The organism is Halomonas sp. THAF5a (genome assembly GCF_009363755.1).
Classification (GTDB): Bacteria; Pseudomonadota; Gammaproteobacteria; order Pseudomonadales; family Halomonadaceae; genus Halomonas.
Map to the genome: position 1 here is coordinate 564,329 of NZ_CP045417.1, position 24,851 is coordinate 589,179.

Here is a 24,851-nt window from a genome sequence, read left to right on the forward strand (position 1 = left end):
CGCCCAGCCTAGCACGGATGGCGACGTCGTCCTCAGGCGTTGAGGCGTCGGCAGGCGGCCAGCAGCACCGGCATCAGCAGGATCAGCACCGTGATGCGCAGCAGGTGGTGGGCGGTCACGAAGGCGGGGTCGATGCCGAGCGACAGCGCCACCAGGCTCAGCTCCGGCGCCCCACCCGGCATGTAGGCGAGCAGCGCCGCGGGCAGCGACACCCCCGTCGTGGCGTGGATCGCCCAGGCGGCGAGGATGGCGATCGCCAGCAGGCACAGCGCCTGCAGGGCGGCCATCGCCAGGGTATGGCCCAGTGCGGCGAGTGAGGTGCCGGTGAAGCGCACCCCCACCGAGACGCCGATGATCACCTGGGCCAGGGCGATCAGCGCCGGTGGGAGGGCGGCGTGGGTGACCCCGGTGAAGTGCAGCGCCGATGAGATCAGCGCCGGGCCGAACAGCAGGGCGTTGGGCAGGCGCAGCCGCCGCCCCAGCCAGGCACCCAGCGCCCCGGCCCCGGCCAGCCAGGCGGCATCCGCCGGGCCGGGCAGCCACAGCCACTGCGCGAGGTCCGGCGTGGCGCCGGCCAGGTCGACGTGGCCGATCGCCTTCAGCACCGGCGGGATCGCCACCAGCAGCACCAGGATGCGCACCGCGTGGGTCATCCCCACCACCCGCAGGTCGGCCCCCGACGAGAGGGCCATGCCGGTGACCGCCGAGACCCCGCCGGGCACGCCGGCATAGAGGGCGGTCTCCGTCGAGTGGCCGGCGACGCGCCGCGAGAACCACACCGAGAAGGCCATCATCGCCGCCGTGGCCACGAGCATCGCGCTCAGGCTGGCGGACCACAGGCGCGGGTCGCCGGTCATCTCCGGCGTGAAGGCCGTGCCGAGCATCACCCCGATCACCACCAGCACGCCCTGGCGGCCGCGCCCCGGCGAGCGCAGCCGCACGCCGGCGAGGCTTACCAGGGTGGTGGCGATCATGGCGCCGAGCAGCCACGGCAGCGGCAGGTCGACGGCGAGGGCCGCCGCCCCGCCGACGAGGCCGAGGAGCAGGGTGGGCAGAAAACGCAGCAGGGCGGCAACGGCAGGAAGCGGGGCAAAGGGCAAGTCGAGGGACCTCCGTGTCAGGCGTGTCGGGCCCGCGGGAGCGGGCCCGAGGCGATGTCAGCCGGCGTGGCGGCGCGCGCGGGCGGCGCGCGCGGGCGGCGAGCAGCTTCGGCACCAGCCAGGGCAGCACCAGCAGCGCCGCGGCGGCGATCCACAGCCCCGGCGAGATGCCGGACTGCCACAGGATGCCCGTATCGCCGCCGCTGATCGACAGCGCGCGGCGCAGGTTCTGCTCCATCAGCCCGCCCAGCACGTAGCCGAGGATCACCGGCGCCAGCGAGAAGCCGAGCTTGCGCCGCGAGTTTGGTCGCGGCGAGGCACGTTAGGCAGGCGGGGGGTGGATTGCCGGACCCCCGGCCCGACCGCTATAATGGGGGATTAACTTCACTCCCTCCTCCTACCTCCATGGGTGTTGCCGCATATGCTACGTATGGCCCAAGAAGCTCTTACGTTCGATGACGTATTACTCGTCCCCGGGTATTCCGAGGTCCTGCCCAACGACGTCAGCCTTCGGACTCGCCTGACACGGGATCTCCACCTGAACATCCCGCTGGTCTCCGCCGCCATGGACACCGTCACCGAGGCGCGCCTGGCCATCGCCATGGCCCAGGAAGGGGGCATCGGCATCATCCACAAGAGCATGACCATGGCGCAGCAGGCCACCGAGGTGCGCAAGGTCAAGAAGCACGAGAGCGTGATCGTGAAGGATCCGGTCACCGTCAGCCCCAAGGCCAAGCTGGCCGACCTGCTGGCGATGGCCGACGAGCACGGCTTCTCCGGTTTCCCGGTGGTGGAAGGCGAGACCCTGGTGGGCCTGGTCACCCAGCGCGACATGCGCTTCCAGCCCAACCACGGCGACAGCGTCGCCGACATCATGACCCCCGCCGAGAAGCTCGTTACCGTGCCGGTGGGCACCCCCCTCGACGTCATCAAGGGCAAGATGCAGGAGCACCGCATCGAGAAGATGCTGGTGGTGGACGACGAGAACCACCTGCGCGGCCTGGTCACCTTCCAGGACATCGAGAAGGCCCGCACCTTCCCCAACGCCGCCAAGGACAGTGACGGCCGCCTGCTGGTCGGCGCCGCCGTCGGCACCGGCCCCGAGACGCCGGACCGCGTGGCCGCCCTGGCCGAGGCCGGGGTCGACGTGGTGGTGGTCGACACCGCCCACGGCCACTCCAAGGGCGTGATCGAGCGCGTGCGCTGGGTGAAGGAGCACTTCCCGCAGATCCAGGTGATCGGCGGCAACATCGCCACCGCCGAGGCCGCCAAGGCCCTCGCGGAAGCCGGCGCCGACGCCGTCAAGGTCGGCATCGGCCCGGGCTCCATCTGCACCACCCGCGTGGTGGCCGGCGTCGGCGTGCCGCAGATCACCGCCGTCTCCAACGTGGCCGCGGCCCTGGCGCCCTACGACATCCCGCTGATCGCCGATGGCGGCGTGCGCTTCTCCGGCGACCTCTCCAAGGCCATCGCCGCCGGTGCCAGCACCGTGATGGCCGGCGGCCTGCTGGCCGGCACCGAGGAGGCGCCGGGCGAGATCGAGCTCTTCCAGGGCCGGACCTACAAGGCCTACCGCGGCATGGGCTCCATGGGCGCCATGTCCCAGACCCAGGGCAGCGCCGACCGCTACTTCCAGGACAAGGACGCCGGCGCCGAGAAGCTGGTGCCGGAAGGCATCGAAGGCCGCGTGCCCTACAAGGGCATGATGAGCGCCATCGTCCACCAGCTGATGGGCGGCCTGCGCGCCTCCATGGGCTACACCGGCTGCCGCGACATCCAGGAGATGCGCACCAAGCCGCAGTTCGTGCAGATCACCGGGGCCGGCTTCAACGAGTCCCACGTGCACGACGTGCAGATCACCAAGGAAGCCCCGAACTATCGGGCCGGGTGATCCCGACCTCAGTATGACCGCGGCGGGGGCAACCCCGCCGCTCGCTTTTGGATCCGGCCTGCCGCCACACCGAGACGTTCCCATGACCGATATTCACGCCCACAAGATCCTGATCCTCGACTTCGGCTCCCAGTACACCCAGCTGATCGCCCGCCGCGTGCGCGAGATCGGGGTCTACTCCGAGGTGCGCGCCTTCGACATCACCGAGGCCGAGATTCGCGAGTACGCCCCCAACGGCATCATCCTCGCCGGCGGCCCCGAGTCGGTCACCGAGCTGGATTCGCCCCGCGCCCCGCAGTGCGTGTTCGAGATGGGCCTGCCGGTGCTCGGCATCTGCTACGGCATGCAGACCATGGCCGAGCAGCTGGGCGGCAAGGTGGCCGGGTCGAACGTGCGTGAGTTCGGCTATGCCCAGATCCGCCTCGACGCCGAGACCGCCCTGTTCAAGGACATCTCGGACCACATCGATCACGAGACTGGCAAGAGCCTGCTCGACGTCTGGATGAGCCATGGCGACAAGGTGGCCGAGGTGCCGGACACCTTCACGGTGACCGCCTCCACCCCGAGCTGCCCGATCGCCGCCATGAGCTGGGAGGAGAAGCGCTTCTTCGGCGTGCAGTTCCACCCCGAGGTGACCCACACCCTGCAGGGCCAGCGCATCCTCGAGCACTTCGTGCTGGACATCTGCGGCAGCGCGCGCAACTGGACCCCGGCGCAGATCATCGAGGACCAGATCGCTCGCGTGCGCGACCAGGTGGGCGACCGTCACGTGCTGCTCGGCCTCTCCGGCGGCGTGGATTCCTCCGTGGTGGCGGCCCTGCTGCACAAGGCCATCGGCGACCAGCTGACCTGCGTGTTCGTCGACAACGGCCTGCTGCGCAAGGCCGAGGGCGACCAGGTGATGGAGACCTTCGCCAAGCACATGGGCGTGCGGGTGATCCGCGTCGACGCCGAGGACCTGTTCCTCGACAAGCTTAAGGGCGTCGATGAGCCCGAGGCCAAGCGCAAGATCATCGGCAACACCTTCATCGATGTCTTCGATACCGAGGCCGCCAAGATCGAGGGCGTGGACTTCCTGGCCCAGGGCACCATCTACCCGGACGTGATCGAGTCCGCCGCCGCCAAGACCGGCAAGGCGCACGTGATCAAGTCGCACCACAACGTGGGCGGCCTGCCCGAGACCATGAAGCTCAAGCTCGTCGAGCCGCTGCGCGAGCTGTTCAAGGACGAGGTGCGCAAGCTCGGCGTCGAGCTCGGCCTGCCCTACGACATGGTCTACCGTCACCCCTTCCCGGGGCCGGGCCTGGGCGTGCGCATCCTCGGCGAGGTGAAGAAGGAGTACGCCGACATCCTGCGCGAGGCCGACGCCATCTTCATCGAGGAGCTGCACAACTCCGGCTGGTACCACAAGACCAGCCAGGCCTTCGCCGTCTTCCTGCCGGTGAAGTCCGTGGGCGTGGTCGGCGACGGCCGCCGCTACGAGTGGGTGATCGCGCTGCGCGCCGTGGAGACCATCGACTTCATGACCGCCCGCTGGGCGCACCTGCCCTACGAGCTGCTGGAGAAGGTCTCCAACCGCATCATCAACGAGATCACCGGCGTCTCCCGCGTGACCTACGACGTGAGCAGCAAGCCGCCGGCCACCATCGAGTGGGAGTGAGAAGTTGCGTGTGAATAACACGGATTCATATTGATAAGAAAGGCCTGCCAAGTTGCAGGCCTTTTTATTGAAATTTATATAATGGTGTTATAAATTGATGTTGTGTCATATAGTTTTTTGAGTTTTTAATTTTTTATTTTTTAGGGTGGAGCTGTGTCTCAAAGTAAGACGATACTTAATTTCCCTAAAAATGCTAGGGAAATGATAAGTGTTCTATCTGAAGTGGTTTCAGAGGAATCGTTAGTTTTGCTCGAAGCTGAGCTTCATAGGCACGTGATTTTGCTCTACCGCTTAGCAGAAGAGCATTTGTTGTTGGCAACCTCTGTTTCTTCATCGAAGTGGCGGCAAAAAGTCTCTCGCTCATATTATAGTGCTTACAATGCAAGGCGAGCTGTAGAGCTGTACGTTAGCGGTGTTTATAATACCGATTCTTCAGATCATAAGAATCTTCATAAGCTTCCCGATGATTTTCCAGAGCGAGAGACTAAAGTGGCAAGGCTGAGAGATTTGCGAGAAGATAGGAATTCTGCAGATTACGATCACCTTGCTGATGAAGGGAATCTTCTGGTGCCATCGGTGGATGCGGTAGAATTTGCAAAAAGATTTCTAAGAGATACAAGGTCTTACCTTGAGAATAAAGGCTTTGAGTTTGAGGGGGAGTGATGCGAGATTTAAAGGTAAGAAGCTCTGAAGAAGAGCTGGTTTCAAAGTTTAAGATGCTTACAGGGTTCTACAAAATCGATCATGAGGTTTTGGATAGGTTTGATGGGCCATATTTGGTTGTTTACCTCTCCAATCCTACGGAGAAATATTTTAAATATCTGAATGAGGCTTTAAGTGAAGTTTCTGAAGATAATGTTTTTAAGTTTAGGGCCACACTGAAAAAAAGAGGAAAGCCTGATGCCAGGCTGGAGCTTCCTGAGGTTACTCTCCTCAGGAAGCTTATTTCAGAAAGTTTGACTGCAACTAGGAGTAGTGTTGTTAACGGAGATTTTCTTGAGAGATATATAGATACTGTTGATGGCTCTGAGCAGCAAGTTATCTCTAAAAGCAACCATGTTATATTTGGGCGACGTGGTGCTGGAAAATCTAGTTTGATGCTATATAGTGTTAATATGCTGGAGGGGGAAGGAAAGGCATATGCATGGCTTCCCATGCAGACATATGCAAGTATGAGGGGTAACCAACTAAAAGCCTCAGTCATATCTGGTATTTTGTCTGGTATGACCAACTGTGATAAGTATGAATCTGAAATTTTCCAGTATGCGGACATGCTGGATGAGATTTCTCTCTGTGCTGATGAAGAGGAATTTTCTCTAAGATTTAATGGGCAGCTAGCGAGACTACGGCGACTATTAGGAAAAATATCAAATGAGCAAGATGGTTTGTTTTTGTTTCTTGATGATTTCCATGTCGCTGAAGAAATGATGCAGCCTGAAATTCTCTCAAGCATATACTCGATAGCTAGAGACAACGGTGTATATATTAAATTCTCCGGTGTTGAGAGTTTTTCTAGAATATACGATTCAGAAAAAAAACGAGGTTTGGAAGTTCCTCATGATGTCCAGGTTATTAACTTGGATAGAAATCTCACAATGCCTCATAAGTCTTATGAGCATATCAAGAAGATTCTTGATTCTTATGCAGTTTATTGCGCATTGCCAAACATATCGTACATTTGTGGTGATGGTGTTATTGAGAGGTTAGTCTGGGTTGCTGCGGGTGTTCCTAGAGATGCATTGAACCTTTTTTCTGAGGCTGCTTCAAAGTCCATGGTGAAGGAGCAGAAAAAGGTCTCTGTGACAAGCATAAATTCAGCTGCATCAGAGATGGCGGATGCAAAAATAAAAGATATAGAAAAGGATGTGACCGGAGAGCTTAGTGGTATAAGAGTTGAGCTAGATAAGATAAAAGATTTTTGTGTTAGAGACAGGAAGAAAAATGCGTTCTTGGTTGAGATAAGGCCTGACTTGCAAGAATATGCTCTTGTGGAGAGCCTAGTTGGTCTTAGGTTTTTGCATGTACTACATGAAGGGATTACTCCTTCTGAAGCGGGTAGAAGATACAAGGCTTTAATGTTGGATTATGGGTTTTATGTTGGTGTCAGGGCGGCAAGAAGTGTGGATCTTTTTCAAAAAGTCCCTGAGATGTTGACAGTAAAAGAGCTTAGGGTTCTTCCTGTCTTTGAGATTTTTTCAGAAGATTGAGTGATTGCTGTATGCCATTTTTAAGTTTTTACTTAGGTGTCAATGGATAAGGTGAAATGGGCGTTAATGCGCGATTAACGACTGTAACCAATCAGGGGTAGACCCCAGTTTGCGCGGAAATGAGGTACAGGCCCTGATGACCCCCACATGAACCCGCGACATGGCGGGTTCTTTTGTGCGTCGCGATTGCGCCCCCAGTTACTTAACCTAAATCTATCGAGAGATCGCACTTAGATCTCGGCGATGCGTTGACGTAACCTGGGCAGGCGCCGGGCCACCGGCGGCAGGCGGGTCGCCATGATCAGGGCGGATGCGGTGGCGTAGAGGATCCACTCCCCGAGGTCGGCGCGCACTCCCCAGAAGAAGTGCAGCAGGATCAGCCCCAGAGTGGGGTAGGCGAGCTTGTGCAGCGGCTTCCAGCGCTTGCCGAGCTTGCGCATCGCCCAGCGGTTCGAGGTCGCGCCCAGGGCGGCAAGGCCGATCAGCGCAACCAGGCCGACGAGGATGTAGGGGCGCTCGATCAGCTCGCTGCCGAGCATCGCCCAGTCGAGCCCGAGGATGAACAGGGCATAGCTGAGCACGTGCAGGCAGGCGTAGGCCAGGGTCCAGAGGCCGAGCTGCCGGCGGATCAGGGCAAAGCCCTTCCAGCGGGTGAGCTTGGTGAGCGGCGTCAGGCTCAGGGTAAGCAGCAGCATCCAGAGCCCGCCCAGGCCGATGTTCAGCAGCAGATAGCGCCCCGGCTCGGGGCCGGCGGCGTTGCTGGCGACCTGCCAACCCCACAGCAGCAGGGGCGCCAGCGCCGCCAGGAAGACGCCGATGCGCCAGATCAGCCATTTCCGCTGCGCCGCCATCAGAAGTGCTTCCGCAGGTCCATGCCCGCGTAGAGCCCGGCCACCTCGTCGGCGTAGCCGTTGAACATCCGGGTCTCGAGGGTGTTGGGATTGAACAGGCTGTTGGGCAGGCGCCGCTCGGTAGCCTGGCTCCAGCGCGGGTGGTCGACCTCGGGATTGACGTTGGCATAGAAGCCGTACTCCTCCGGGGCGATCCGCTGCCAGGAGTTGACGGGCTGCTCCTCCACCAGCGAGATGCGCACGATCGACTTGATGCTCTTGAAGCCGTACTTCCACGGCACCACCAGCCGCAGGGGCGCGCCGTTCTGGTTGGGCAGCTCGCGGCCGTACATGCCCAGCGCCAGCAGCGTCAGCGGGTGCATGGCCTCGTCCAGGCGCAGCCCTTCCACGTAGGGCCAGTCGATCAGAGAGAACGAGGAGCGTTGCCCGGGCATCTGCTCGGGGTCGACCAGGGTCTCGAAGCGCACGTACCTGGCCTTGCTCGTCGGCTCGGCGCGCTTGATGACGTCGGCCAGCGAGATGCCGAGCCAGGGAATCACCATCGACCACGCCTCCACGCAGCGCAGGCGATAGATGCGCTCCTCGAAGCGGGAGGGGCTGGCGAGGTCTTCCAGGGCGACGCGGCCGCCATTGTTCACCTCGCCGTCGATCACCACGCTCCAGGGCTGGGTCTCGAGGCCGTCGGCGTAGCGGGCCGGGTCGGACTTGCCGGTGCCGAACTCGTAGAAGTTGTTGTAGCCGCTGGCGTCGCCGAAGGGGGCGATCGCATCCTTCTCGGGGTCGGCCGGCACGATGGCGCGCCGGCGGGCGGCCCCGAGCTTCTCCTCGAGCCAGGCGGGGGCGTCGCCGTCGGGCACGTCGGAGTAGTCGGCGCTGGCCCGGACTCGCCCGGAGAGGGCGAGCCCCGCCCCCAGGCCCGCCATGCCGCCCATGAAGCGGCGACGGGAGAGGTAGACGGATTCCGGGGTCACATCGGATTCGCGCAGGTCGCTGGGTTTGGCGATCTTGATCAGCATGGCAGGCCTCCACTGGCGCCGGACGTCGACGCGACGAGTCCCGGCATCGTGACACGCGGGCCTCGTCAAACCGCTGACGCCAAGATGACAGCTTTGTAATCCGGTCCGGCGGCCGGCCCGGCGTCGCGCTCAGGGGAGGGGGCTTAGGAAGGGGCTGTCTTGGGAAGGGGCTGTGGAGGGAAGGGCTATACTGACAGGACGGGGGTGACCGCCGGGAGGACGCCACGACGTCTCGCCCGTTACCCGGGGCGAGGGCAATCGGGGACAGGCCCTCACTCCTGTCGACCCGACGGAAGACGAAGGCGCCCCCTGGCCACCGGCGGCGGGGCGCGTTGCGAGGGGAAGCCTATGAAGGCCAGGTCAGTGTCGTTACTCATCGGGCCGTTGCTGCTGGTTATGGTCAGCACCGCCAGCGCTGCGACTGCCGTGGCGGGGTCGGCCACCGGTGCGATCGTCAGCAGCGCGGTGTCTGACGGCCACGCGACGGCGGAGGCCGTGGTGACGGGGCCGAACGCGGTGATCGCCGTCAACGGCGACCGCGTCGAGATCAAGCAGGGCCGGCTGAGCCTGAACGGTGTGCCCTACGGGACGGTCGATGAGCGCTCGGTGGTGATCTATCGGGTGACCGGCGTGAGCAAGACGCTGCTGGTCGATGGGCGGGAACGGCGGCCCCTGGAGTAGGTGGCGGGGCTATGTATCCCGTGCTTCCTGCCGCGGCGAGCCTTGCCCGCCGTCGGTCCACGGCACCCGAGCGGCTACGCTGATAGACACGATGACAGCCGGGAGGACGCCATGACGCCTCGCCTGTTACGCGGATTGATGGCCGGATTCACGGCCACCCTGGTCATCTCGCTGATCCTGGTGCTGCGCCTCGCGGCGGGCATCATGCCCTGGTACGACCCCATCGAAATCATGAACCTGGCCGCCCAGGACCTTCTCGGCACGCCGGACAGTCGGATGCTGGCCTGGGGCATCCACTTCTCCGTGGGCACGCTGATCTGGGGGCTTCTTTTTGCGCTGCTGGTGCCCTATCTCCCCGGTCGCACGCCCACCCGTCGCGGCCTGGAGTTCGGCGTGGCGAGCTGGCTGGTGGTGATGCTCACGGTCTTTCCTCTGGCGGGCTCCGGCTTCTTTGGCCTGGGCCTCGGGCTGGTGGCGCCGCTCTCCATGCTGATCGCTCACCTGGTCTTTGGGGCGGTGATTGGCGCCGTCTACGGCTGGGGAAAGGGCCTGGCCCAACGGTAGACGCCCGGCGGGGCGTTCATTCGACGCCCGCCCGGGCATCGGCGCGCTGCCACTCCCGCGGCGAGCAGCCGGTATGCCGGCGGAACGCCTTGGCCAGCGCCGAGGGGCTGCTGTAGCCCACCCGGCCGGCGATGGTGTCCAGCGGCACGCCAGCCCGCAGCAGGCTCTTGGCGAGCCCCAGCCGATAGTGGGCCAGGTACTCGGCGGGCGGCTGGCCGAGGGTGTCGCGAAACAGGCTGGCGAAGCGGGCCCGGGACATGCCCGCCTTGCGGGCCAGCCCGTTCAGCGTCCAGTCGGCCTCCGGCCGGTCGTGCAGGGCGATCAGCGCCTTGGCCAGCTTGGGATGGGCCATCCCCGCCAGCAGCCCCGATTCCACCTCGCCGGCATCCATCAGGTAGCGCAGCAGCTGGATCACCAGCAGCTCGCACAGCCGGTCCAGGGTGGCCTGTCGGCCGCAGCGCTCCTCCCGCATCTCCGCCAGCATCAGCCCCAGCAGGCCGTCCATGCCGCTCAGCCGCTCCAGGGGCGTCACCAGCAGCGAGGGCAGGGCGCGATGGATGGGGCAGATATTGCCGGCGCCGAAGCGGAACGAGCCGCACAGGGTCTCGGCGCCCTCCGGGCCCGGCCCGAGGCGGTGCGCGTCGCCGGCGGTCAGCAGGATCAGCACCGGGGCCGTGAAGCGGCGCGGCGGGCCGTCCGCCAGCGACAGGTCCAGCGTGCCGCGGGTCAGGATATGGAGGAAGCCGGTGCCTTCCTGCGGTGGGTGCTGGCTGCTGTAGCAGAGCGGGCCGGCATTGAACACGCTGGCGGCCAGATGGAACTGGTCGAGCAGGGCGGCGAGCCGATCCATCTTGAGACCCTCGGACGCGTATTGAGGACTAATGGAATCCAATCGTCCAGGGTGCCGCCTACACTGTCAATGGCCGGTGATCGTTCCGGCACCCGAACAGGAGGAGCGGATCATGACGACGACCCATGCCCTGAGCCTGGCGGCGCTGCTGGCGCTGACCGGCCTTCCCGCCTTCGCCGACGATCTGGCGACGACGACCTACCGCGAACACGTGGACGGCGAGGGGGGCATCTCGCTACCGGCAGAGGTCCGGGATCGCTGGGTTCACCTGGGGTCCTGGGTGGTCAGCGATGCCGAGGCCCCGGGGGCCGGCTTCCACGACGTCTATACCCAGCCCGAGGCCGCGCGGGCCTATCGGGAGAGCGGCGAGTTCGCCGATGGCACCGTCCTGGTCAAGGAGATCCGCGGCGTCGAGGCCGGCGAGAAGACCACCGGACCCGCCCAGTGGGCCGGGGAGCCGCAGGTCTGGTTCGTGATGGTCAAGGATGCCCAAGGGCGCTTCGACGGTCCCCACTGGGGCGAAGGCTGGGGCTGGGCGCTGTTCAAGGCCGACGCCCCGGAGCAGAACGTGTCCGAGAGCTTCGAGGGCACCTGCCAGGGCTGCCACGTGCCGGCGCGGCAGACCGACTGGGTGTTCGTCGAGGGCTATCCGACCCTGCGCTGAGGCGTCGCGGCCCCGGGGCAGGCGGCCTTTCGGTCGGCTACCAGCGCACCGCCACGCGGTTTCGGCCCTCGTGCTTGGCCTGGTACATGGCGGCGTCGGCCCGCTGGGTCACGGCCTGGACGCTCGCATCGCCGGGCCGGAAGCGGGTGACGCCGATGCTCACCGTGAAGTGGAAGGGGAGCTCGTCGGCGTCGATCGAGGCCTCGGCGATCCGGCGCAGCAGGCGCCCGGCGACGGTCTCGGCCTGGGCGGGGGCCATGCCGGGCAGGATCACCATGAACTCCTCGCCGCCGGTGCGGCACGGCCGGTCGCCGGCGCGCAGATGGGCGCGCAGGGTGTCCGCCAGCAGCTTGAGTCCCTTGTCGCCCTCGGCGTGCCCCAGGCTGTCGTTGATGGCCTTGAAGCGGTCGATGTCGATCATCAGCAGGGCCGCCTCCGTCTCGCCGCGCTGGACCGAGCGGGCGACCTCGCGGGCGGCCTCGTCGAAGGCGCGGCGGTTGGCCAGCCCCGTCAGGGGATCCGTGCTGGCCTGGCGGGCCCAGTCGTCCTGCTGGCGCTTCAGTCGGGTGACGTCGCGATAGGCCCAGAGGTGGCCGTGGTACTCCTCGGCGACGAACAGCGGCGTGAAGGTGCGCTCGAGGAAGCGACCGTCGGACATGGCCAGCAGTTCTTGGCTCTGCTGGCTTCGCGCCTCGACCAGCGCCTCGATGCCCGCCACGAAGGCCTCGGGGTCGGCGAACAGCCCCTTGCTGGCCTGGGCCGCCTCGCGGCAGTCCAGCCCGGCGAGGCTCTCGGGCGAGGCCTCGAAACCGAAGAGATCGCAGAACGCCTGGTTGGCGACGATGACCCGGCGATGCTCGTCCTCGAGCAGCAGCCCCAGGTCGAGCCGCTCGATGACCCCCTCCAGCTGGCCCTTGGAGACGCGCTGCGCGGCCTCCAGCGCCTTGCGCTTGGTGATGTCGAGCTCGCCCATCACGATCATCGGCGCGCCCGTCTGGGGATCGGTGGCGCGGCTCAGGTCGACGTGGTGCCAGCGCTCGCCGTCGCCGACCCGCATCACCGCCTCCAGGGAGCAGCGCGGCTCGTTCTCGAGCCGTTGCAGGAGCCTCTCGGCCAGGTCGGCCTCGGCAAAGCAGGACGCGAAGGCGTCCTGTTCTCGACGCGCGTCCAGGGCGGCCGGATTGCGGGTCAGCAGCCGCCCCCGGGCATCGAACACCGAGACCAGCATCGGCGATTGCCGCACGGCCTCGAGGGCGCGCAGGCTGGAGGCGTCCAGGGAGCTGGCGCCGTCGACCCCCTCCACCAGCATGGCGGTGCGCCCGTCCTGCAGCACATAGCGGCTGCAGCGGCAGTGCAGCGACACGGCCCGTTCGCCGGGGTAGAGGCTCCAGTGCTCGTCGATCACCTCGCCGCGGGCCAGGCGCGGCAGGTAGTCCGCCAGGCGCTGCCGCGTCGCCTCGCTCATCGTCGCGGAGAAGTCCTGGGCGTAGAGGGCCTGCGGCGTCTCGGCCTCCCATAGCCTAAGCGCCGCGGCGTTGGCGTAGCGCATCCGTTCCTGCGCGATATCGAAGACCCAGACGGGCGTCTGGAGCCGGTCGAGCAGGGCGTCGCCCGAGCTGGCCGCGTGGGGGGCGTCGTGGGTGAAGGGCATGGAGCGAGAGGGGCTCGAAGGGGGGTGTGAGTTGCCGCCGTGACGGTCGATCATCGCGAATCTTCCTTGATTGGCTGACTACGACCCTAGCACCGAATCCGCCACGCGACAGCCTCTCGCCGCCGCCGACATCGCGGCGCCGGTCAACGCTGGGATCGGCCGCGACTCGGACGCTCGAGCGAGCGGGCGCTCCCCCCGCGCTTATTGCAGTATCTCGAGGCGGCGCAGGCGCGGCGCGGCGAAGTCGAGGAAGGCGCGGACCTTCGCCGCCGCCCGGCGGCCCTCGACGTGCACGAAGTGGACCGGCAGGGGGGCGGGCTCATGGTCCTCCAGCACGGTCTCCAGGCGCCCGGCCTCGAGGTCGGGGCCGACCTGGTAGGAGAGCACGCGGCACAGGCCCCAGCCCTGCCTCGCGATATCGATGGCCGCCGCCACGCTGCTGACGCAGAGCCGGGGATGGACTCTGACCGCCTGCGCGCCCTCCGGGCCGAAGCGCCACTCGCCGGTGGGAGAGAGGGACGCGAGCGACACGACGCGATGCGCGGCAAGATCCTCCGGCGTCTGCGGGCGCCCCCAGGTGGCGAAATAGTCCGGCGATCCGCAGAGCACGCGGCGGACACGGCCGACGCGCACGGCGGTGAGCTCGGAGGAGGGCAGGTGGCCGATGCGCACGGCGATATCGAGGCCCTCCTCGACCAGGTTGACGATGCGATCGAGCATCAGCACCTCGGCGCTCACCTGGGGGTGCCGGTCGAGGAATTCGGCGACCAGGGGGGTGACGTGGAGGCGCCCGAACTCCTGGGGGCAGGTGATGCGAAGCTGCCCCACCGGGGTGTTGGCCGCTCCCGAGGCCGCGTCGTCGGCGGCCTGGAGGTGGGCGAGGATCTCCCGCACCTCCTCGAGATACGCCTGTCCGACCTCGGTGAGCCGGACCCGTCGCGTCGAGCGGGTGAAGAGCCGGGCGCCGAGCGCGGTCTCGAGGGAGTTGATGGCGCGGGTGGCGGAGGGCGCGCTGAGTCCCGTGGCGCGGGCGGCCTCGGCGAAACTCTGCGCCTCGGCGACGGCGACGAACACGCTCAGGGCCTGTAGGCGATCCATGGCGACTCGGTTATTTCAGAATTCAAAATAGTGACTTTCATATTAGGCGTATTCTTCCATGCTGCGTCGTTTCATACAGTGAGCCTCGTGAAGACACCTGTCCTGCCACTGAAGGAGCCCTGTCATGACGAACGCCAATGCCCGTGAGAATGCCCCGGTGACGCTGTATCGCAACCCGAAGTCGGGTCACTGCCATCGCGTCGAGCTGATGCTCGCGCTGTTGGGGATCCCCTACGAGACCGTCGACCTGGACATGGCGAACGGTGCCCATCGCGCGCCCGGCTATCTCGCGATCAGTCCGCTGGGCCAGGTACCGGCCATCGACGACAACGGCCTCACGCTGGCCGACTCCAATGCCATCCTCGTCTACCTGGTGGAGCGCTACGGCGATCCCGCCACCTGGATCGGCGGCGATGCGGTCGAGAGGGCCGGGGTGCAGCGCTGGCTCTCCATCGCGGCCGGCGAGATCGCCTCCGGCCCCTGCGCCGCCCGCCTGGTCACCGTGTTCGGCGCCCCCCTCGACCACGAGGCGGCGAAGGCCAAGGGCCATGCGTTGCTCGCGGTGATGGAGGCCCATCTCGAGGGGCGTGACTGGCTGGTGGCCGACCGGCCGACGCTGGCCGATATCGCCGGCTACAGCTATATCGCCCACGCCCCGGAGGGCGGTGTCGGCCTCACGCCCTATCCGCAGGTACGGGCCTGGCTGTCGCGCATCGAGGCCCTGCCGCGCTTCATCGGCATGGCGCGTTCGCCAGCTCTCGCCTGACGCCAGCCCGGGGGCGTGGCAATGACACGCCGAGACGATGTCGCAGCGGAGGTAATCATGACAACGGCGACCCCCTTTCATGAAGGCGAACTGGACGCCCAGCGGCGGGCCGGCGCGGCGGGTGTCGCCAGCGCCGTGGGCGGCTTCATTCGCGACCATATGCCCGAGCAGCACCGCGACTTCTTCGCCATGCTGCCCTTCGTGGTCATCGCGGCCGGTGATGAGCAGGGGCGCCCCTGGGTCTCGCTGCTGGAGGGCGAAGACGGCTTCATCGCGTCGCCGGATCCGCGCACGCTGACGGTCGCGGCGCGTCTCGGCGCCGGCGACCCGCTGGCCGCGACGCTCGGTGCGGGCAGCGACATCGGCCTGCTCGGCATCGAACTGGCGACGCGGCGGCGCAACCGTCTCAACGGGGTGATCCGCCCCGTCGGCGACGCCTTCGCCATCGAGGTGCGCCAGAGCTTCGGCAACTGCCCGCAATACATCCACGAGCGCGAGTGGCGGCGCGTCGCGCCCTTGTCGCCCCCCGAGGCGGTGGTGTCGGATCGACTCGATGCCGGCCAGTGTGCCCGGATTCGAGCGGCCGATACCTGCTTCATCGGGTCCGGCCATCTCGCTACCGAGGCGGGGGCTTCCCGAGGCGATGCTTCTCGAGGCGATGCTTCTCGGGGCGATGCTTCCCGAGGCTATGACGCCTCGCACCGGGGCGGTGAGCCCGGCTTCGTGCGCGTCGACGAGGACGGCACCCTGCACCTCCCCGATTATGCCGGCAACCATTTCTTCAACACGATCGGCAATCTGCTGCGCGATCCGCGGGTGGGCCTGCTGTTCGTGGATTTCGACACGGGTGGCCTGCTGCAGATCACCGGTCGCGCTCGCGTCGACTGGACCGCGGCGGGCAGCCATGACCCGGACGCGCAGCGCATGATCGAGATCGTGGTGGAGCGGGTGGTGGACCGCCCGGGGGCGCTGGCGCTGCGGTGGCACCGGCAAGACGCGCCACCGCTGCGGCTCGAGGTCATCGACAAGGTGCGCGAAAGCGACCAGATCGCCTCCTTCCTCCTCGCCGATGCCGAGGGCGGGGCGCTCCCTCCCTTCGCGGCCGGCCAGCATCTGGCGGTCGAGCTGGAGGTCCCGCGACGGTCGGGGCGGGTGGGGCGCAGCTACTCGCTCTCGGGATCGCCGCTCGCCGGCACCTATCGGCTCAGCGTCAAGCGCGAGCCCCAGGGCACCGCCTCGCGCTTCCTGCACGACCACGTCGAGATCGGCGATCGCCTCGAGGCGCGGCGACCCTCGGGCGAGTTCGTCCTGCCGGGTGGGGACGGCCCGCTGGTGCTGGTCAGCGCTGGCGTCGGCATCACGCCGATGCTCTCGATGCTGCACGCGGTGGTGGCCAGGGGCGGCGACCGGCCCGTCTGGTTCGTGCATGGCACGCGCGATGGCAGCACCCACGCCTTCAGGGCCGAGGTCGATGCCTTGCTGTCCGCCGCCGGCCGCGTGGTGCGCCGCATCTTCTACAGCGCGCCACGCGCGAGCGACAGGCCCGGCCTCGACTACCAGGCGAAGGGGCGGATCACCGCCGAGGACCTGCTCGCCCTCGAGGCCGGCCCCGAGGCCTGCTACCTGTTCTGTGGCCCGGCGGGCCTGCTCACCGACCTCAGCGCCGGCCTCGAGGCGGGCGGCGTGTCCCCGGCGCGGATCGACTTCGAGACCTTCGGGCCCTCGGTGATGTCATAGGGCCGACACGCGTCGGATGCCGCCCGTGCCCGGGCCGGCCTTCGACTCGCCCCGCGCGCCCTCAGCGGCGGGGCATCGCGGACGCCTGAGCTTGCCGAGCCCTGCCGGCCCGTCGCAGGTTGATAGCAGGCTAACGCGTCCCCATAACGTTCACCATCACACGCTTCGCTATCGAGGAGGGCTCATGAGCCAGGGCAACGACTACACCCCACCGAAGGTCTGGACCTGGGAGAAGGCCAGCGGCGGTACCTTCGCCAGCGTCAATCGTCCCGTCGCCGGGCCCACCCACGAGCAGGCGCTGCCGGTGGGCGAGCATCCGTTCCAGCTCTACTCCATGGGCACGCCCAACGGGGTCAAGGTCACGGTGATGTTCGAGGAGCTGCTGGCGCTGGGGCATCGCGATGCCGAGTACGACGCCTGGCTGATCCGCATCGGCGAGGGCGACCAGTTCGGCAGCGGCTTCGTCGAGATCAACCCCAACTCCAAGATCCCGGCGCTGGTCGATCGCAGCGGCGAGGCGCCGGTCCGGGTCTTCGAGTCCGGCGCCATCCTGCTCCATCTGGCCGAGCGCTTCGGCGAGTTCCTGCCGGACGATCCCACCGGGCGCACCGAGACCCTCAACTGGCTGTTCTGGCAGATGGGCAGCGCGCCCTTCGTGGGCGGCGGCTTCGGCCACTTCTACGCCTACGCGCCCGAGCCGCTGGAGTATCCCATCGACCGCTACGCCATGGAGACCAAGCGCCAGCTCGACGTGCTGAACCGCCGCCTGGCCGAGACCCGCTACCTGGCCGGGGACGACTACACCATCGCCGACATGGCCGCCTGGCCCTGGTACGGCCAGCTGGTGCTGGGCCGGCTCTACGACGCCGCCGAGTTCCTGAGCGTGCAGGAGTACGAACACGTGCTGCGCTGGGCCAAGGAGATCGACGCCCGCCCGGCGGTGCAGCGCGGGCGCATGGTCAATCGCACCTTCGGCGAGCCGGAGATGCAGCTCCACGAGCGCCACGACGCCAGCGACTTCGCGCACAGGACGCAGGACGTTATAAGCTCCTAATATTCTGGTCGTTGCACCCGAAGCGCCGTGGGCCTAAGGTCCGCGGCGCTTATCGTTTTCCAAGAGGTCAAGATGTCTACTCTTCTGTCCCCCCTGTGGCGCGGCTATCGCGATGCCTCGCTGATCCTGCGCGTGAGTCTCGCCCTGGTGCTGGGCGTGGTGGTCGGGCTGGTCGCCGGGCCCGAGGTCGCCGGCTGGCTGGCCCCGCTGGGCGAGCTGTTGATGCGGCTGTTGAAGTTCATCATTCTGCCCATCGTGCTCTTCACCCTGATGGCCGGGGTCAACCAGGGGCGGGCCGGCAGCCTCGGGCGGGTCGGCCGCAAGGTGTTCCTCTATTACCTGGCGACCTCGGCGCTGGCCATCGCCGTGGGCCTGGCCGTGGCGAGCCTGCTGTCGCCGGGCGAGGGCATGTCGCTCGAGGGCGCGGGCTCCGTCTCGGTGCCCGACAACCCCGGCATCCTCTCGGTGGTGCTCGGCATCGTGCCGACCAACATCGTCGCGGCCTTCGCCGGGCAGGACCTGCTCGGCATCATCTTCATCGCCCTGGTCTTCGGCCTGGCCGTGGCGAAGATGCGCCAGTCCGAGTCCCAGGCGGCGCTCGGCGAGCGGCTCTACGGGCTGATCGAGGCGCTCAACGCCGCCACGCTCAAGGTGATGGGCGGCATCCTGCACGTCGTGCCGGTCGGGGTCTTCGCCATCGTGGTCAATACCGTCGCCGACCAGGGCCTCGCGACCCTGCTGTCGTTGGGCGACATGGTGGTGGTGCTCTACGTGGCGCTGGGCGTGCAGCTGCTGGTCTACCTCGGCCTGCTGCGCGGCTTCGGCGTTCCGGCGCGGGCGTTCTTCCGCGAGGCGCGCACGCCCATGGCGACCGCCTTCGCCACCCAGAGCAGCTCCGGCACCCTGCCGCTGACCCTCAACGCCGCGAGCCGCCTGGGCCTGCCGAAGAGCCTCTACGGCTTCAGCCTGCCGCTGGGCGCGACGCTCAACATGGACGGCGCGGCGATCCGCATCGCCATCTCGGCGGTGTTCGCCGCCAACGTGATGGGCGTGCCGCTGGACTGGTCGAGCATGCTGCAGATCGTGGTGGTGGGCACGCTGATCTCGGTGGGCACCGCCGGGGTGCCGGGCGCCGGCATCGTGATGATCGCCACGGTCTTCTCCCAGGTCGGCCTGCCCATCGAGGCGGTGGCGCTGCTCACCGCCATCGACGCGCTGGTGGGCATGGGCTGCACGGCGCTCAATGTCACCGGTGACCTCGTCGGCACCGCCGTGATCGGCCGCAGCGAGGGCGAGCGCATCGAGGCCGACGAGGCGCCCCAGGCGGCGGCCGTCGCCGGCCAGGGCGACTAGCCCGGCCGCCTGCGCCCCTGGCGCGGAGCGCACGCCACGACAGGGACCGGGCCGCCGACGCGGCCCGGTCTTCTCTTGCGCCCTCGTCAGGCGCCTCGGTGTGGGCGGGGCGGGGTCAGGACGGGCTGGTGGCCGGGCGCGGCGCGCCGAGGGAGGCCTGCACCATGCCGCTGGCGAGGATCAGCGCGCAGCCGGCCAGCGGCAGCGGCCCCAGCGTCTCGCCGAACAGCGTCCAGCCGAAGATCACCACCGCCACCGGTTCGCAGTAGGCGAGGGTGCCGTAGAGCGCGGTGGGCAGGCGGTTGATCGCCATCACCGCGCAGAGCAGGGCCAGGAAGCCGGGCACCACCCCCGCCGCCAGCAGCCACGGCCACTGCCAGGGGGCCGCGGCGAGCCCCTGGGGCTGGCCGAGGGCGAAGGGCAGGATCACCAAGGCGCCGACCGCCAGCTGCCAGAAGGCGCAGGTGGCGTCGTCCATGTCGCGGGGCAGGCGGCGGTTGCAGAGGATGAAGCCGGTGTAGGCCAGCATGGCCAGCAGCGCGAAGCCCAGGCCCAGGGCGTCGCGGCCGCCGACGAGGTCGAGGCGGAACTCCTGCATCATGGCGAAGCCCAGCAGCGCCGCGCCGATCAGCGCGGTCTGGCGCGGCCCCAGCTTCTCGCCGAACAGGACATGCGCCACCACCGAGGCGCAGACCGGGGCGAGGTAGACCATCAGGATGGCGTTGGCCATGCGGGTATAGCTCATCGCCTGCACATAACAGAGCACGAAGGCGGCCAGCAGGGCGCCGCTCACCATCACGCTGCGGGCGGGCAGGGCGCGCAGGCCCGCGGCGCGCCCGGTCAGCAGCAGGTAGCCGAGCAGGCAGGCGGCGCCGATCCCCAGCCGGTAGAAGGTGATGCTTTCCGCCGGCAGCCCGGTGATGCGCGAGATGACGCCCATGGTGGCCATGCCCACGGCCGCCACCACGGCGAGCAGCAGGCTGGCGGCGGAGGGCGTGTCGTCGAGGGAGCGGGAGAGCGTCTGGTCGGTCATGGCGGCGTCGCGTCGAGGGCAAAACGGGCTACCTTACCCGGCGTGCGGGGGCCTGCCAAGCCGTCGCCCTCGGCCGCGCCGCGGGATGCTATCATCGCCGCCGTTCGGGCCTTTGCTCGAGCGATGATTCACCACCGGGGCGAGGTCACCGTCATGAGCAGTACACCCTTCGAGGCACTGGCCTGTCCGCTGGACGGTGAGGCCCTAGAGCGCCGCGATGGCGCCTGGCGCTGCGCCGCCGGCCACAGCTTCGACATCGCCCGGCAGGGCTATGTGCACCTGCTGCCGGTGCAGCAGAAACGCTCCCGGGATCCCGGCGACAGCAAGGCGATGGTCGCCGCCCGCCAGCGCTTCCTGGCGGCCGGCCACTACCGGCCGGTCGCCGAGGCGGTCGGCCGCGCCGTGCTGGCCGGGGCGGGCCCCGCGCCGCTTCGTTGCCTCGACGCCGGCTGCGGCGAGGGCTACTACCTGCGCGAACTCGCCCGGGCCTGTGAAGAGAGAGGTGAAGAGAGCCGTGACGAGGGCGCCAGCGACGCGCCGTCGTCGCTTTCGCTGATGGGCCTGGATATCTCCAAGTGGGCGGTGCTGGCCGCCGCCCGCCAGGGCAAGCAGGCGGGGGTGCCGGCGAGCTGGGTGGTGGGCAGCAACGCCCACCTGCCGGTGCAGACGGGCACCCTGGATCGGCTGCTCTGCCTGTTCGGCTTCCCGGTGGCCGCGGAGTTCGCCCGGGTGTTGACGCCTGGCGGTGTGCTGGTCATGGCCGAGGCGGGGCCGGATCACCTGCGCGAGCTGCGCGAGGTCATCTATCCCCGGCTCAAGCCCGAGCGCCCCGCGGCGTCCGACGCGCCGGCGGGCTTCGAGCGCCTCGACAGCGAGCCCCTGCGCTATCCCCTGGCCCTCGAGGGGGCCGCGCCCATCGCCGACCTGCTGGCGATGACCCCGCACCTCTATCGCGCCAGCGTCGAGGGCCGGGAACGGGCGGCGGCCCTCGCGTCGCTCAGCGTCACCGTGGACGTGCGCCTGACCCGCTACGCGCGCCGCGGCGCCGGGGAGTAAGCGGGGCGATAGCGAGGCTCGATCGTGCGCATCGAGGCCGCGAGGTTTTCGCCGATCGCGGTGGGTGACTATCTTGGCAGGAGGACCCACGCGCCGATCGAGGAGCCCGCGCCCATGAAGACGCCCGTGATAGCCGCCAACTCCCCCGCCACCGTCACCCTGACCCAGGGCAAGGAGTACGCCTTCTGCCGCTGCGGCCGCTCGGCCGACCAGCCCTTCTGCGACGGCTCCCATGCCGGCACCGGCTTCACGCCGCTGAGCTTCGTGGCCGAACAGGACGGCGAGGTCGCCCTGTGTCGCTGCAAGCACACCGCCGATGCTCCCTACTGCGACGGCACCCACGCGCGCTTCGACGATGCCCAGGTAGGTCAGGAGGGCCCAGGGGACGGTGCCGATGAGCCGAAGGCGTCGGGGGAATCGGAGGCGTCGGACGCGAGCGGCGGGGCGCCGGAGGCCAGGGCCACCGAGGAGGAGCCCACGGTGGCCTTCATCCATCGGCTGGCCCGGGAGGGGCTCGAGCGGATGGGCCCCCACGGGCCGACCACCGCCATGGGCGTGCCGCGCCACACCCTGCCGCACTGGGACGACCTGCAGATCATGGCCGCCCAGCTGGCGAACCAGCCGCTCATGGAGGACGCCGAGGTCGCCACCGAGCTCGTGATCGGCCCCGAGGCCAAGAAGCCGCTGACGCTCTCGATGCCGCTGCTGATCTCGGACATGAGCTTCGGCGCCCTCTCCGAGGAGGCCAAGATCGCCCTGGCCCGCGGCGCCGAGGGGGCCGGCACCGGGATCTGCTCCGGCGAAGGGGGCATGCTGCCCGAGGAGCAGCGGGAGAACTCGCGCTACTTCTACGAGCTCGCCAGCGCCAAGTTCGGCTACGACGAGGCGCTGCTCGAGAAGGTCCAGGCCTTCCACTTCAAGGGCGGGCAGGGCGCCAAGACCGGCACCGGCGGGCACCTGCCGGGCAACAAGAACACCGCCCGGATCGCCGAGGTGCGCGGCATCCCGGAGGGCGAGCCGGCCGTCTCGCCGCCCACCTTCGAGGACCTGCACACCCCGGCCGACTTCCGCCGCTTCGCCGACCGGGTGCGGGAGTTGAGCGGCGGCATCCCGGTCGGCTTCAAGCTCAGCGCCAACCATATCGAGCGGGACATCCAGTTCGCGCTGGACGCCGGCGCCGACTATCTCATCCTCGACGGCCGCGGCGGGGCCACCGGGGCGGCCCCGGCGCTCTTCCGCGACCACATCAGCGTGCCCACCATCCCGGCGCTGGCGCGGGCCCGGCGCCACCTGGACGCCCAGGGCGCCAGCGGCCGGGTCACCCTGATCGTCACCGGTGGCCTCAGGGTGCCGAGCGACTTCGTCAAGGCGCTGGCGCTGGGCGCCGACGGCATCGCCATCGCCAACAGTGCCATCCAGTCGATCGGCTGCGTGGCCGCGCGGATCTGCAACACCAACAACTGCCCGGCGGGGATCGCCACCCAGCGCAAGGACCTGCGCCAGCGCCTCGACGTCGAGAAATCCGCCGGACAGCTGACGACCTTCCTCGAGTCCTCCGTCGCCCTGATGCAGGTGCTGGCGCGGGCCTGCGGCCATGACCGCCTGGATCGGTTCAACTCGCAGGATCTCGCCACCTGGCAGCGTGAGATGGCGCTGCTCAGCGGGGTGCGCTACGCCGGGGTGATGGACCCGCGCGGCTGAGTCGGTCGTGACCGAGGACCGCGCCGGCGACTACTTCCAGCCCATGCGCCAGGTGGCGTCGTCCTTGAGGGCCTGCCAGGGCAGCACGGTCTCGCGGCGGGTGTAGACCGCCTCGAGGATCACCTCGACCACGGTCTCCTCCTCGTCGCGCACGAGCCTCGTCACCAGGAAGTGCTTCTCCTTGTGGCGAGGGTGCACGGCGGTCCACTTGCTGTGGTGGAGCTTCTCGGGATTGATGGCGTTCATGGCCGTCCTCCTCGGGTGGGGCGTATTGCCAGGATTCCAGCCCGGGGCCACGAAGACGACGGGGGCGCCGGCTCGGCCGGCGCCCCCGTGGTCAGGTCGGGCCTGGGTCTGACGCGGGTCGGGCGATGCGGCTCAGAGCCGGACCAGCATCTTGCCGCGGTTGGCGCCCTCGAAGAGCTTCAGGAAGGCGTCCGGGGTGCGCTCGAGGCCCTCCTCGACGGTCTCCTCGTAGTCGATCTCGCCCTTCTCGATCCGCGGGCCGACCTCCTCGAGGAACTCGGGGTAGTGCGCCCAGTGATCGAAGACGATGAAGCCCTGCATGCGGGCGCGGCGGATCAGGATCATCGCCAGGTTGCCCGGCCCGGCGCTCGGTCCGTCGGCGTTGTAGCGGGAGATCATGCCGCACACGGCGATGCGCGCGCCGACCCGCAGGGTGTTCAGCGCCGCCTCGAGGCAGGTGCCGCCGACGTTCTCGTAGTAGACGTCGAAGCCCTCGGGGCAGGCCTCGTTGAGGGCCGCGGTGAGCTGGGCGGCGTCCTTGCCCTTGTAGCTGACGGCCTTGACGCCGTGCGCCTCGAGCCAGTCGAGCTTCTCCTGGGAGCCGGCGATGCCGACCACGGTGCCGCCCTTGGCCTTGGCCAGCTGCACGGCGAGCGAGCCCACCGCGCCGGCGGCGCCGCTGACCAGCACGTTGTCGCCCTCCTGCATCTCGGCGATCAGGTTGAGGCCGGTCCAGGCGGTCATGCCCGGCATGCCGAGCACGCCCAGGTAGGCTTGCTCCGGTACCTCGAAGGCGGGCAGGGTCTCGAGCTCGCCGGCGGGCAGCTGGGCGACGTCGCGCCAGCCGCCCATGTGGCGCACCTTGGTGCCCACCGGGAAGTCCGCCGCGCGGGACTCGATGACCTCGCCGATGGCGGCCCCCTCCAGCGGCGCGCCCAGCGTGAACGGCTCGATATAGGTGGTCACGCCGTCCATGCGGCCGCGCATGTAGGGATCCACCGACAGCCAAGTGTTGCGGATGCGCACCTCGCCCTCGGCAAGCTCGGGCAGCGCCTGCTCGTACAGCTCGAAGAGCTCGCGGGCCGGGGTACCCTGGGGATGGTCGCTGATGGTGAAGAAGCGGGTCTGCATCGTGTGACTCCTGTCGGTGTGCGGGTGTCTGTCACTAGACGACCAGTCTAATCGAGAGCGGCGAGCAGGCCAAGCCGCTCGCCCAGACACGAAAACACCCCATCCGGCGGGGCCGAACGGGGTGCGGTGAGCGCCGGGGCGGGCTCATGGCCTCAGCGGTGAGGCTGCCGCTCGAAGAGCTCCGCCTTGGCATCGCGCATGACGTGTTCGCAGGCGGCCTGGTGGGCGAGCTGGAGGAGCAGGCCCTGGGTCACGGCGAAGCCCTTCTCCAGGCAGGTGTCGACCTCCTCGCGGCTCACTTCGGGGGTCACGGTGCAGTCAATCTTCAGCGTTCTACCGCCGCCGTCCAGCCGGTCGGCGAAGGCCCTCAGGCGCCAGGCCATTCGCTGTTTCCAGCTGTCGGGTTCTTCCATGCCTTCGTTGACGCGAAACGTGCACTGCCATTCAGGTTTGTAGACCTTCATGTGAACCTCCCGTGCTGGCTGGAAAGAATGTTCGATCGTGTCTGCTGCTCCCTACGGATAACGATGTTGCCCGGTCA

The 24,851-nt window shown here is 67.6% G+C and carries 24 protein-coding genes; 14 read left to right on the plus strand and 10 right to left on the minus strand.

The features are described from left to right. Positions 1–32 precede the first annotated feature (32 nt). Positions 33–1,100: an AbrB family transcriptional regulator gene (locus FIU83_RS02520; protein WP_152482613.1), complete on the minus strand. Its 1,068-nt coding sequence runs from the start codon at positions 1,098–1,100 to the stop codon at positions 33–35. A 14-nt stretch (positions 1,101–1,114) separates the two neighbouring features. On the opposite strand from FIU83_RS02520, the gene FIU83_RS02525 reads away from it, so the two are divergent. The 5 genes from FIU83_RS02525 (at position 1,115) to FIU83_RS02545 (ending at position 6,858) form a co-directional block, all read left to right on the plus strand. Beyond that, complete coding sequence (locus FIU83_RS02525) at positions 1,115–1,357, plus strand: hypothetical protein (protein ID WP_152482614.1); 243 nt, start codon at positions 1,115–1,117, stop codon at positions 1,355–1,357. Between the two features lie 164 nt (positions 1,358–1,521). Then, positions 1,522–2,991, plus strand: coding sequence for an IMP dehydrogenase (gene guaB / locus FIU83_RS02530; RefSeq protein WP_152482615.1), 1,470 nt, complete (start codon positions 1,522–1,524; stop codon positions 2,989–2,991). An 82-nt stretch (positions 2,992–3,073) separates the two neighbouring features. After that, positions 3,074–4,651 (plus strand): glutamine-hydrolyzing GMP synthase, encoded by a 1,578-nt coding sequence (guaA, locus tag FIU83_RS02535; RefSeq protein ID WP_152482616.1) that lies wholly within the window; start codon positions 3,074–3,076, stop codon positions 4,649–4,651. 153 nt (positions 4,652–4,804) lie between these two features. Continuing rightward, positions 4,805–5,314 carry a hypothetical protein gene (locus tag FIU83_RS02540; protein WP_152482617.1) on the plus strand — a complete coding sequence of 170 codons (510 nt, stop codon included), beginning with the start codon at positions 4,805–4,807 and terminating at the stop codon, positions 5,312–5,314. Further along, on the plus strand, positions 5,314–6,858 hold the full coding sequence (locus tag FIU83_RS02545) for an ATP-binding protein (RefSeq protein ID WP_152482618.1): 1,545 nt from the start codon (positions 5,314–5,316) through the stop codon (positions 6,856–6,858). Before FIU83_RS02540 ends, FIU83_RS02545 begins: the two co-directional genes overlap by 1 nt. A 230-nt stretch (positions 6,859–7,088) precedes the next feature. Here the strand turns inward: FIU83_RS02545 and msrQ are convergent, their stop codons facing one another. Beyond that, positions 7,089–7,709, minus strand: coding sequence for a protein-methionine-sulfoxide reductase heme-binding subunit MsrQ (gene msrQ, locus FIU83_RS02550; protein WP_152482619.1), 621 nt, complete (start codon positions 7,707–7,709; stop codon positions 7,089–7,091). After that, positions 7,709–8,725 (minus strand): protein-methionine-sulfoxide reductase catalytic subunit MsrP, encoded by a 1,017-nt coding sequence (gene msrP, locus FIU83_RS02555; RefSeq protein WP_152482620.1) that lies wholly within the window; start codon positions 8,723–8,725, stop codon positions 7,709–7,711. Before msrP ends, msrQ begins: the two co-directional genes overlap by 1 nt. A gap of 348 nt (positions 8,726–9,073) precedes the next feature. Between msrP and FIU83_RS02560 the strand changes: the two genes are divergently transcribed. Together FIU83_RS02560 and FIU83_RS02565 are read left to right on the plus strand one after the other, a co-directional pair. Next, positions 9,074–9,406 carry a sugar ABC transporter ATPase gene (locus tag FIU83_RS02560; RefSeq protein ID WP_172976002.1) on the plus strand — a complete coding sequence of 111 codons (333 nt, stop codon included), beginning with the start codon at positions 9,074–9,076 and terminating at the stop codon, positions 9,404–9,406. Positions 9,407–9,517: 111 nt separating this feature from the next. Then, entirely contained in the window at positions 9,518–9,970 is a 453-nt protein-coding gene (locus FIU83_RS02565) for a DUF6789 family protein (protein ID WP_152482622.1), read from the plus strand. A gap of 16 nt (positions 9,971–9,986) precedes the next feature. On the opposite strand, the gene FIU83_RS02570 is transcribed toward FIU83_RS02565, so the two are convergent. Further along, a complete protein-coding gene (locus tag FIU83_RS02570) occupies positions 9,987–10,820 on the minus strand; it encodes an AraC family transcriptional regulator (protein WP_152482623.1) in 834 nt (277 codons plus the stop codon). Between the two features lie 112 nt (positions 10,821–10,932). On the opposite strand from FIU83_RS02570, the gene FIU83_RS02575 reads away from it, so the two are divergent. Then, positions 10,933–11,484, plus strand: coding sequence for a cytochrome P460 family protein (locus FIU83_RS02575; RefSeq protein WP_152482624.1), 552 nt, complete (start codon positions 10,933–10,935; stop codon positions 11,482–11,484). Positions 11,485–11,521: 37 nt separating this feature from the next. Here FIU83_RS02575 and FIU83_RS02580 read toward each other — a convergent pair whose 3' ends face one another. Then, positions 11,522–13,189: a sensor domain-containing diguanylate cyclase gene (locus FIU83_RS02580; protein WP_152482625.1), complete on the minus strand. Its 1,668-nt coding sequence runs from the start codon at positions 13,187–13,189 to the stop codon at positions 11,522–11,524. A gap of 147 nt (positions 13,190–13,336) precedes the next feature. Next, complete coding sequence (locus tag FIU83_RS02585) at positions 13,337–14,233, minus strand: LysR family transcriptional regulator (protein WP_152482626.1); 897 nt, start codon at positions 14,231–14,233, stop codon at positions 13,337–13,339. A gap of 124 nt (positions 14,234–14,357) precedes the next feature. Here FIU83_RS02585 and FIU83_RS02590 point away from each other — a divergent pair, with 124 nt between their 5' ends. The 4 genes from FIU83_RS02590 to FIU83_RS02605 all read left to right on the plus strand — a co-directional run bounded on the left by FIU83_RS02590 (position 14,358) and on the right by FIU83_RS02605 (position 19,143). Next, entirely contained in the window at positions 14,358–14,999 is a 642-nt protein-coding gene (locus FIU83_RS02590) for a glutathione S-transferase family protein (RefSeq protein ID WP_152482627.1), read from the plus strand. Positions 15,000–15,056: 57 nt separating this feature from the next. After that, positions 15,057–16,736, plus strand: a complete 1,680-nt coding sequence (locus FIU83_RS02595) for a pyridoxamine 5'-phosphate oxidase family protein (RefSeq protein WP_152482628.1) — start codon at positions 15,057–15,059, stop codon at positions 16,734–16,736. Positions 16,737–16,920: 184 nt separating this feature from the next. Next, positions 16,921–17,790, plus strand: a complete 870-nt coding sequence (yghU, locus tag FIU83_RS02600; protein WP_152482629.1) for a glutathione-dependent disulfide-bond oxidoreductase — start codon at positions 16,921–16,923, stop codon at positions 17,788–17,790. Positions 17,791–17,862: 72 nt separating this feature from the next. After that, complete coding sequence (locus FIU83_RS02605; RefSeq protein WP_152482630.1) at positions 17,863–19,143, plus strand: dicarboxylate/amino acid:cation symporter; 1,281 nt, start codon at positions 17,863–17,865, stop codon at positions 19,141–19,143. 115 nt (positions 19,144–19,258) lie between these two features. Here FIU83_RS02605 and FIU83_RS02610 read toward each other — a convergent pair whose 3' ends face one another. Continuing rightward, the gene (locus FIU83_RS02610) at positions 19,259–20,176 is read right to left on the minus strand and encodes a DMT family transporter (protein ID WP_152482631.1); all 918 of its coding nucleotides are present in this window, start codon (positions 20,174–20,176) and stop codon (positions 19,259–19,261) included. A 153-nt stretch (positions 20,177–20,329) separates the two neighbouring features. Between FIU83_RS02610 and FIU83_RS02615 the strand changes: the two genes are divergently transcribed. Both FIU83_RS02615 and FIU83_RS02620 read left to right on the plus strand, forming a co-directional pair. Continuing rightward, on the plus strand, positions 20,330–21,232 hold the full coding sequence (locus tag FIU83_RS02615; protein ID WP_152482632.1) for a putative RNA methyltransferase: 903 nt from the start codon (positions 20,330–20,332) through the stop codon (positions 21,230–21,232). A 114-nt stretch (positions 21,233–21,346) separates the two neighbouring features. Next, entirely contained in the window at positions 21,347–22,933 is a 1,587-nt protein-coding gene (locus FIU83_RS02620; RefSeq protein WP_152482633.1) for a glutamate synthase-related protein, read from the plus strand. A gap of 30 nt (positions 22,934–22,963) precedes the next feature. Here the strand turns inward: FIU83_RS02620 and FIU83_RS02625 are convergent, their stop codons facing one another. The 3 genes from FIU83_RS02625 to FIU83_RS02635 form a co-directional block, all read right to left on the minus strand. Then, a complete protein-coding gene (locus tag FIU83_RS02625) occupies positions 22,964–23,179 on the minus strand; it encodes a TIGR02450 family Trp-rich protein (RefSeq protein ID WP_152482634.1) in 216 nt (71 codons plus the stop codon). 132 nt (positions 23,180–23,311) lie between these two features. After that, complete coding sequence (locus FIU83_RS02630; RefSeq protein WP_152482635.1) at positions 23,312–24,310, minus strand: NADP-dependent oxidoreductase; 999 nt, start codon at positions 24,308–24,310, stop codon at positions 23,312–23,314. 152 nt (positions 24,311–24,462) lie between these two features. Beyond that, on the minus strand, positions 24,463–24,774 hold the full coding sequence (locus FIU83_RS02635) for a hypothetical protein (protein WP_152482636.1): 312 nt from the start codon (positions 24,772–24,774) through the stop codon (positions 24,463–24,465). Positions 24,775–24,851 lie beyond the last annotated feature (77 nt).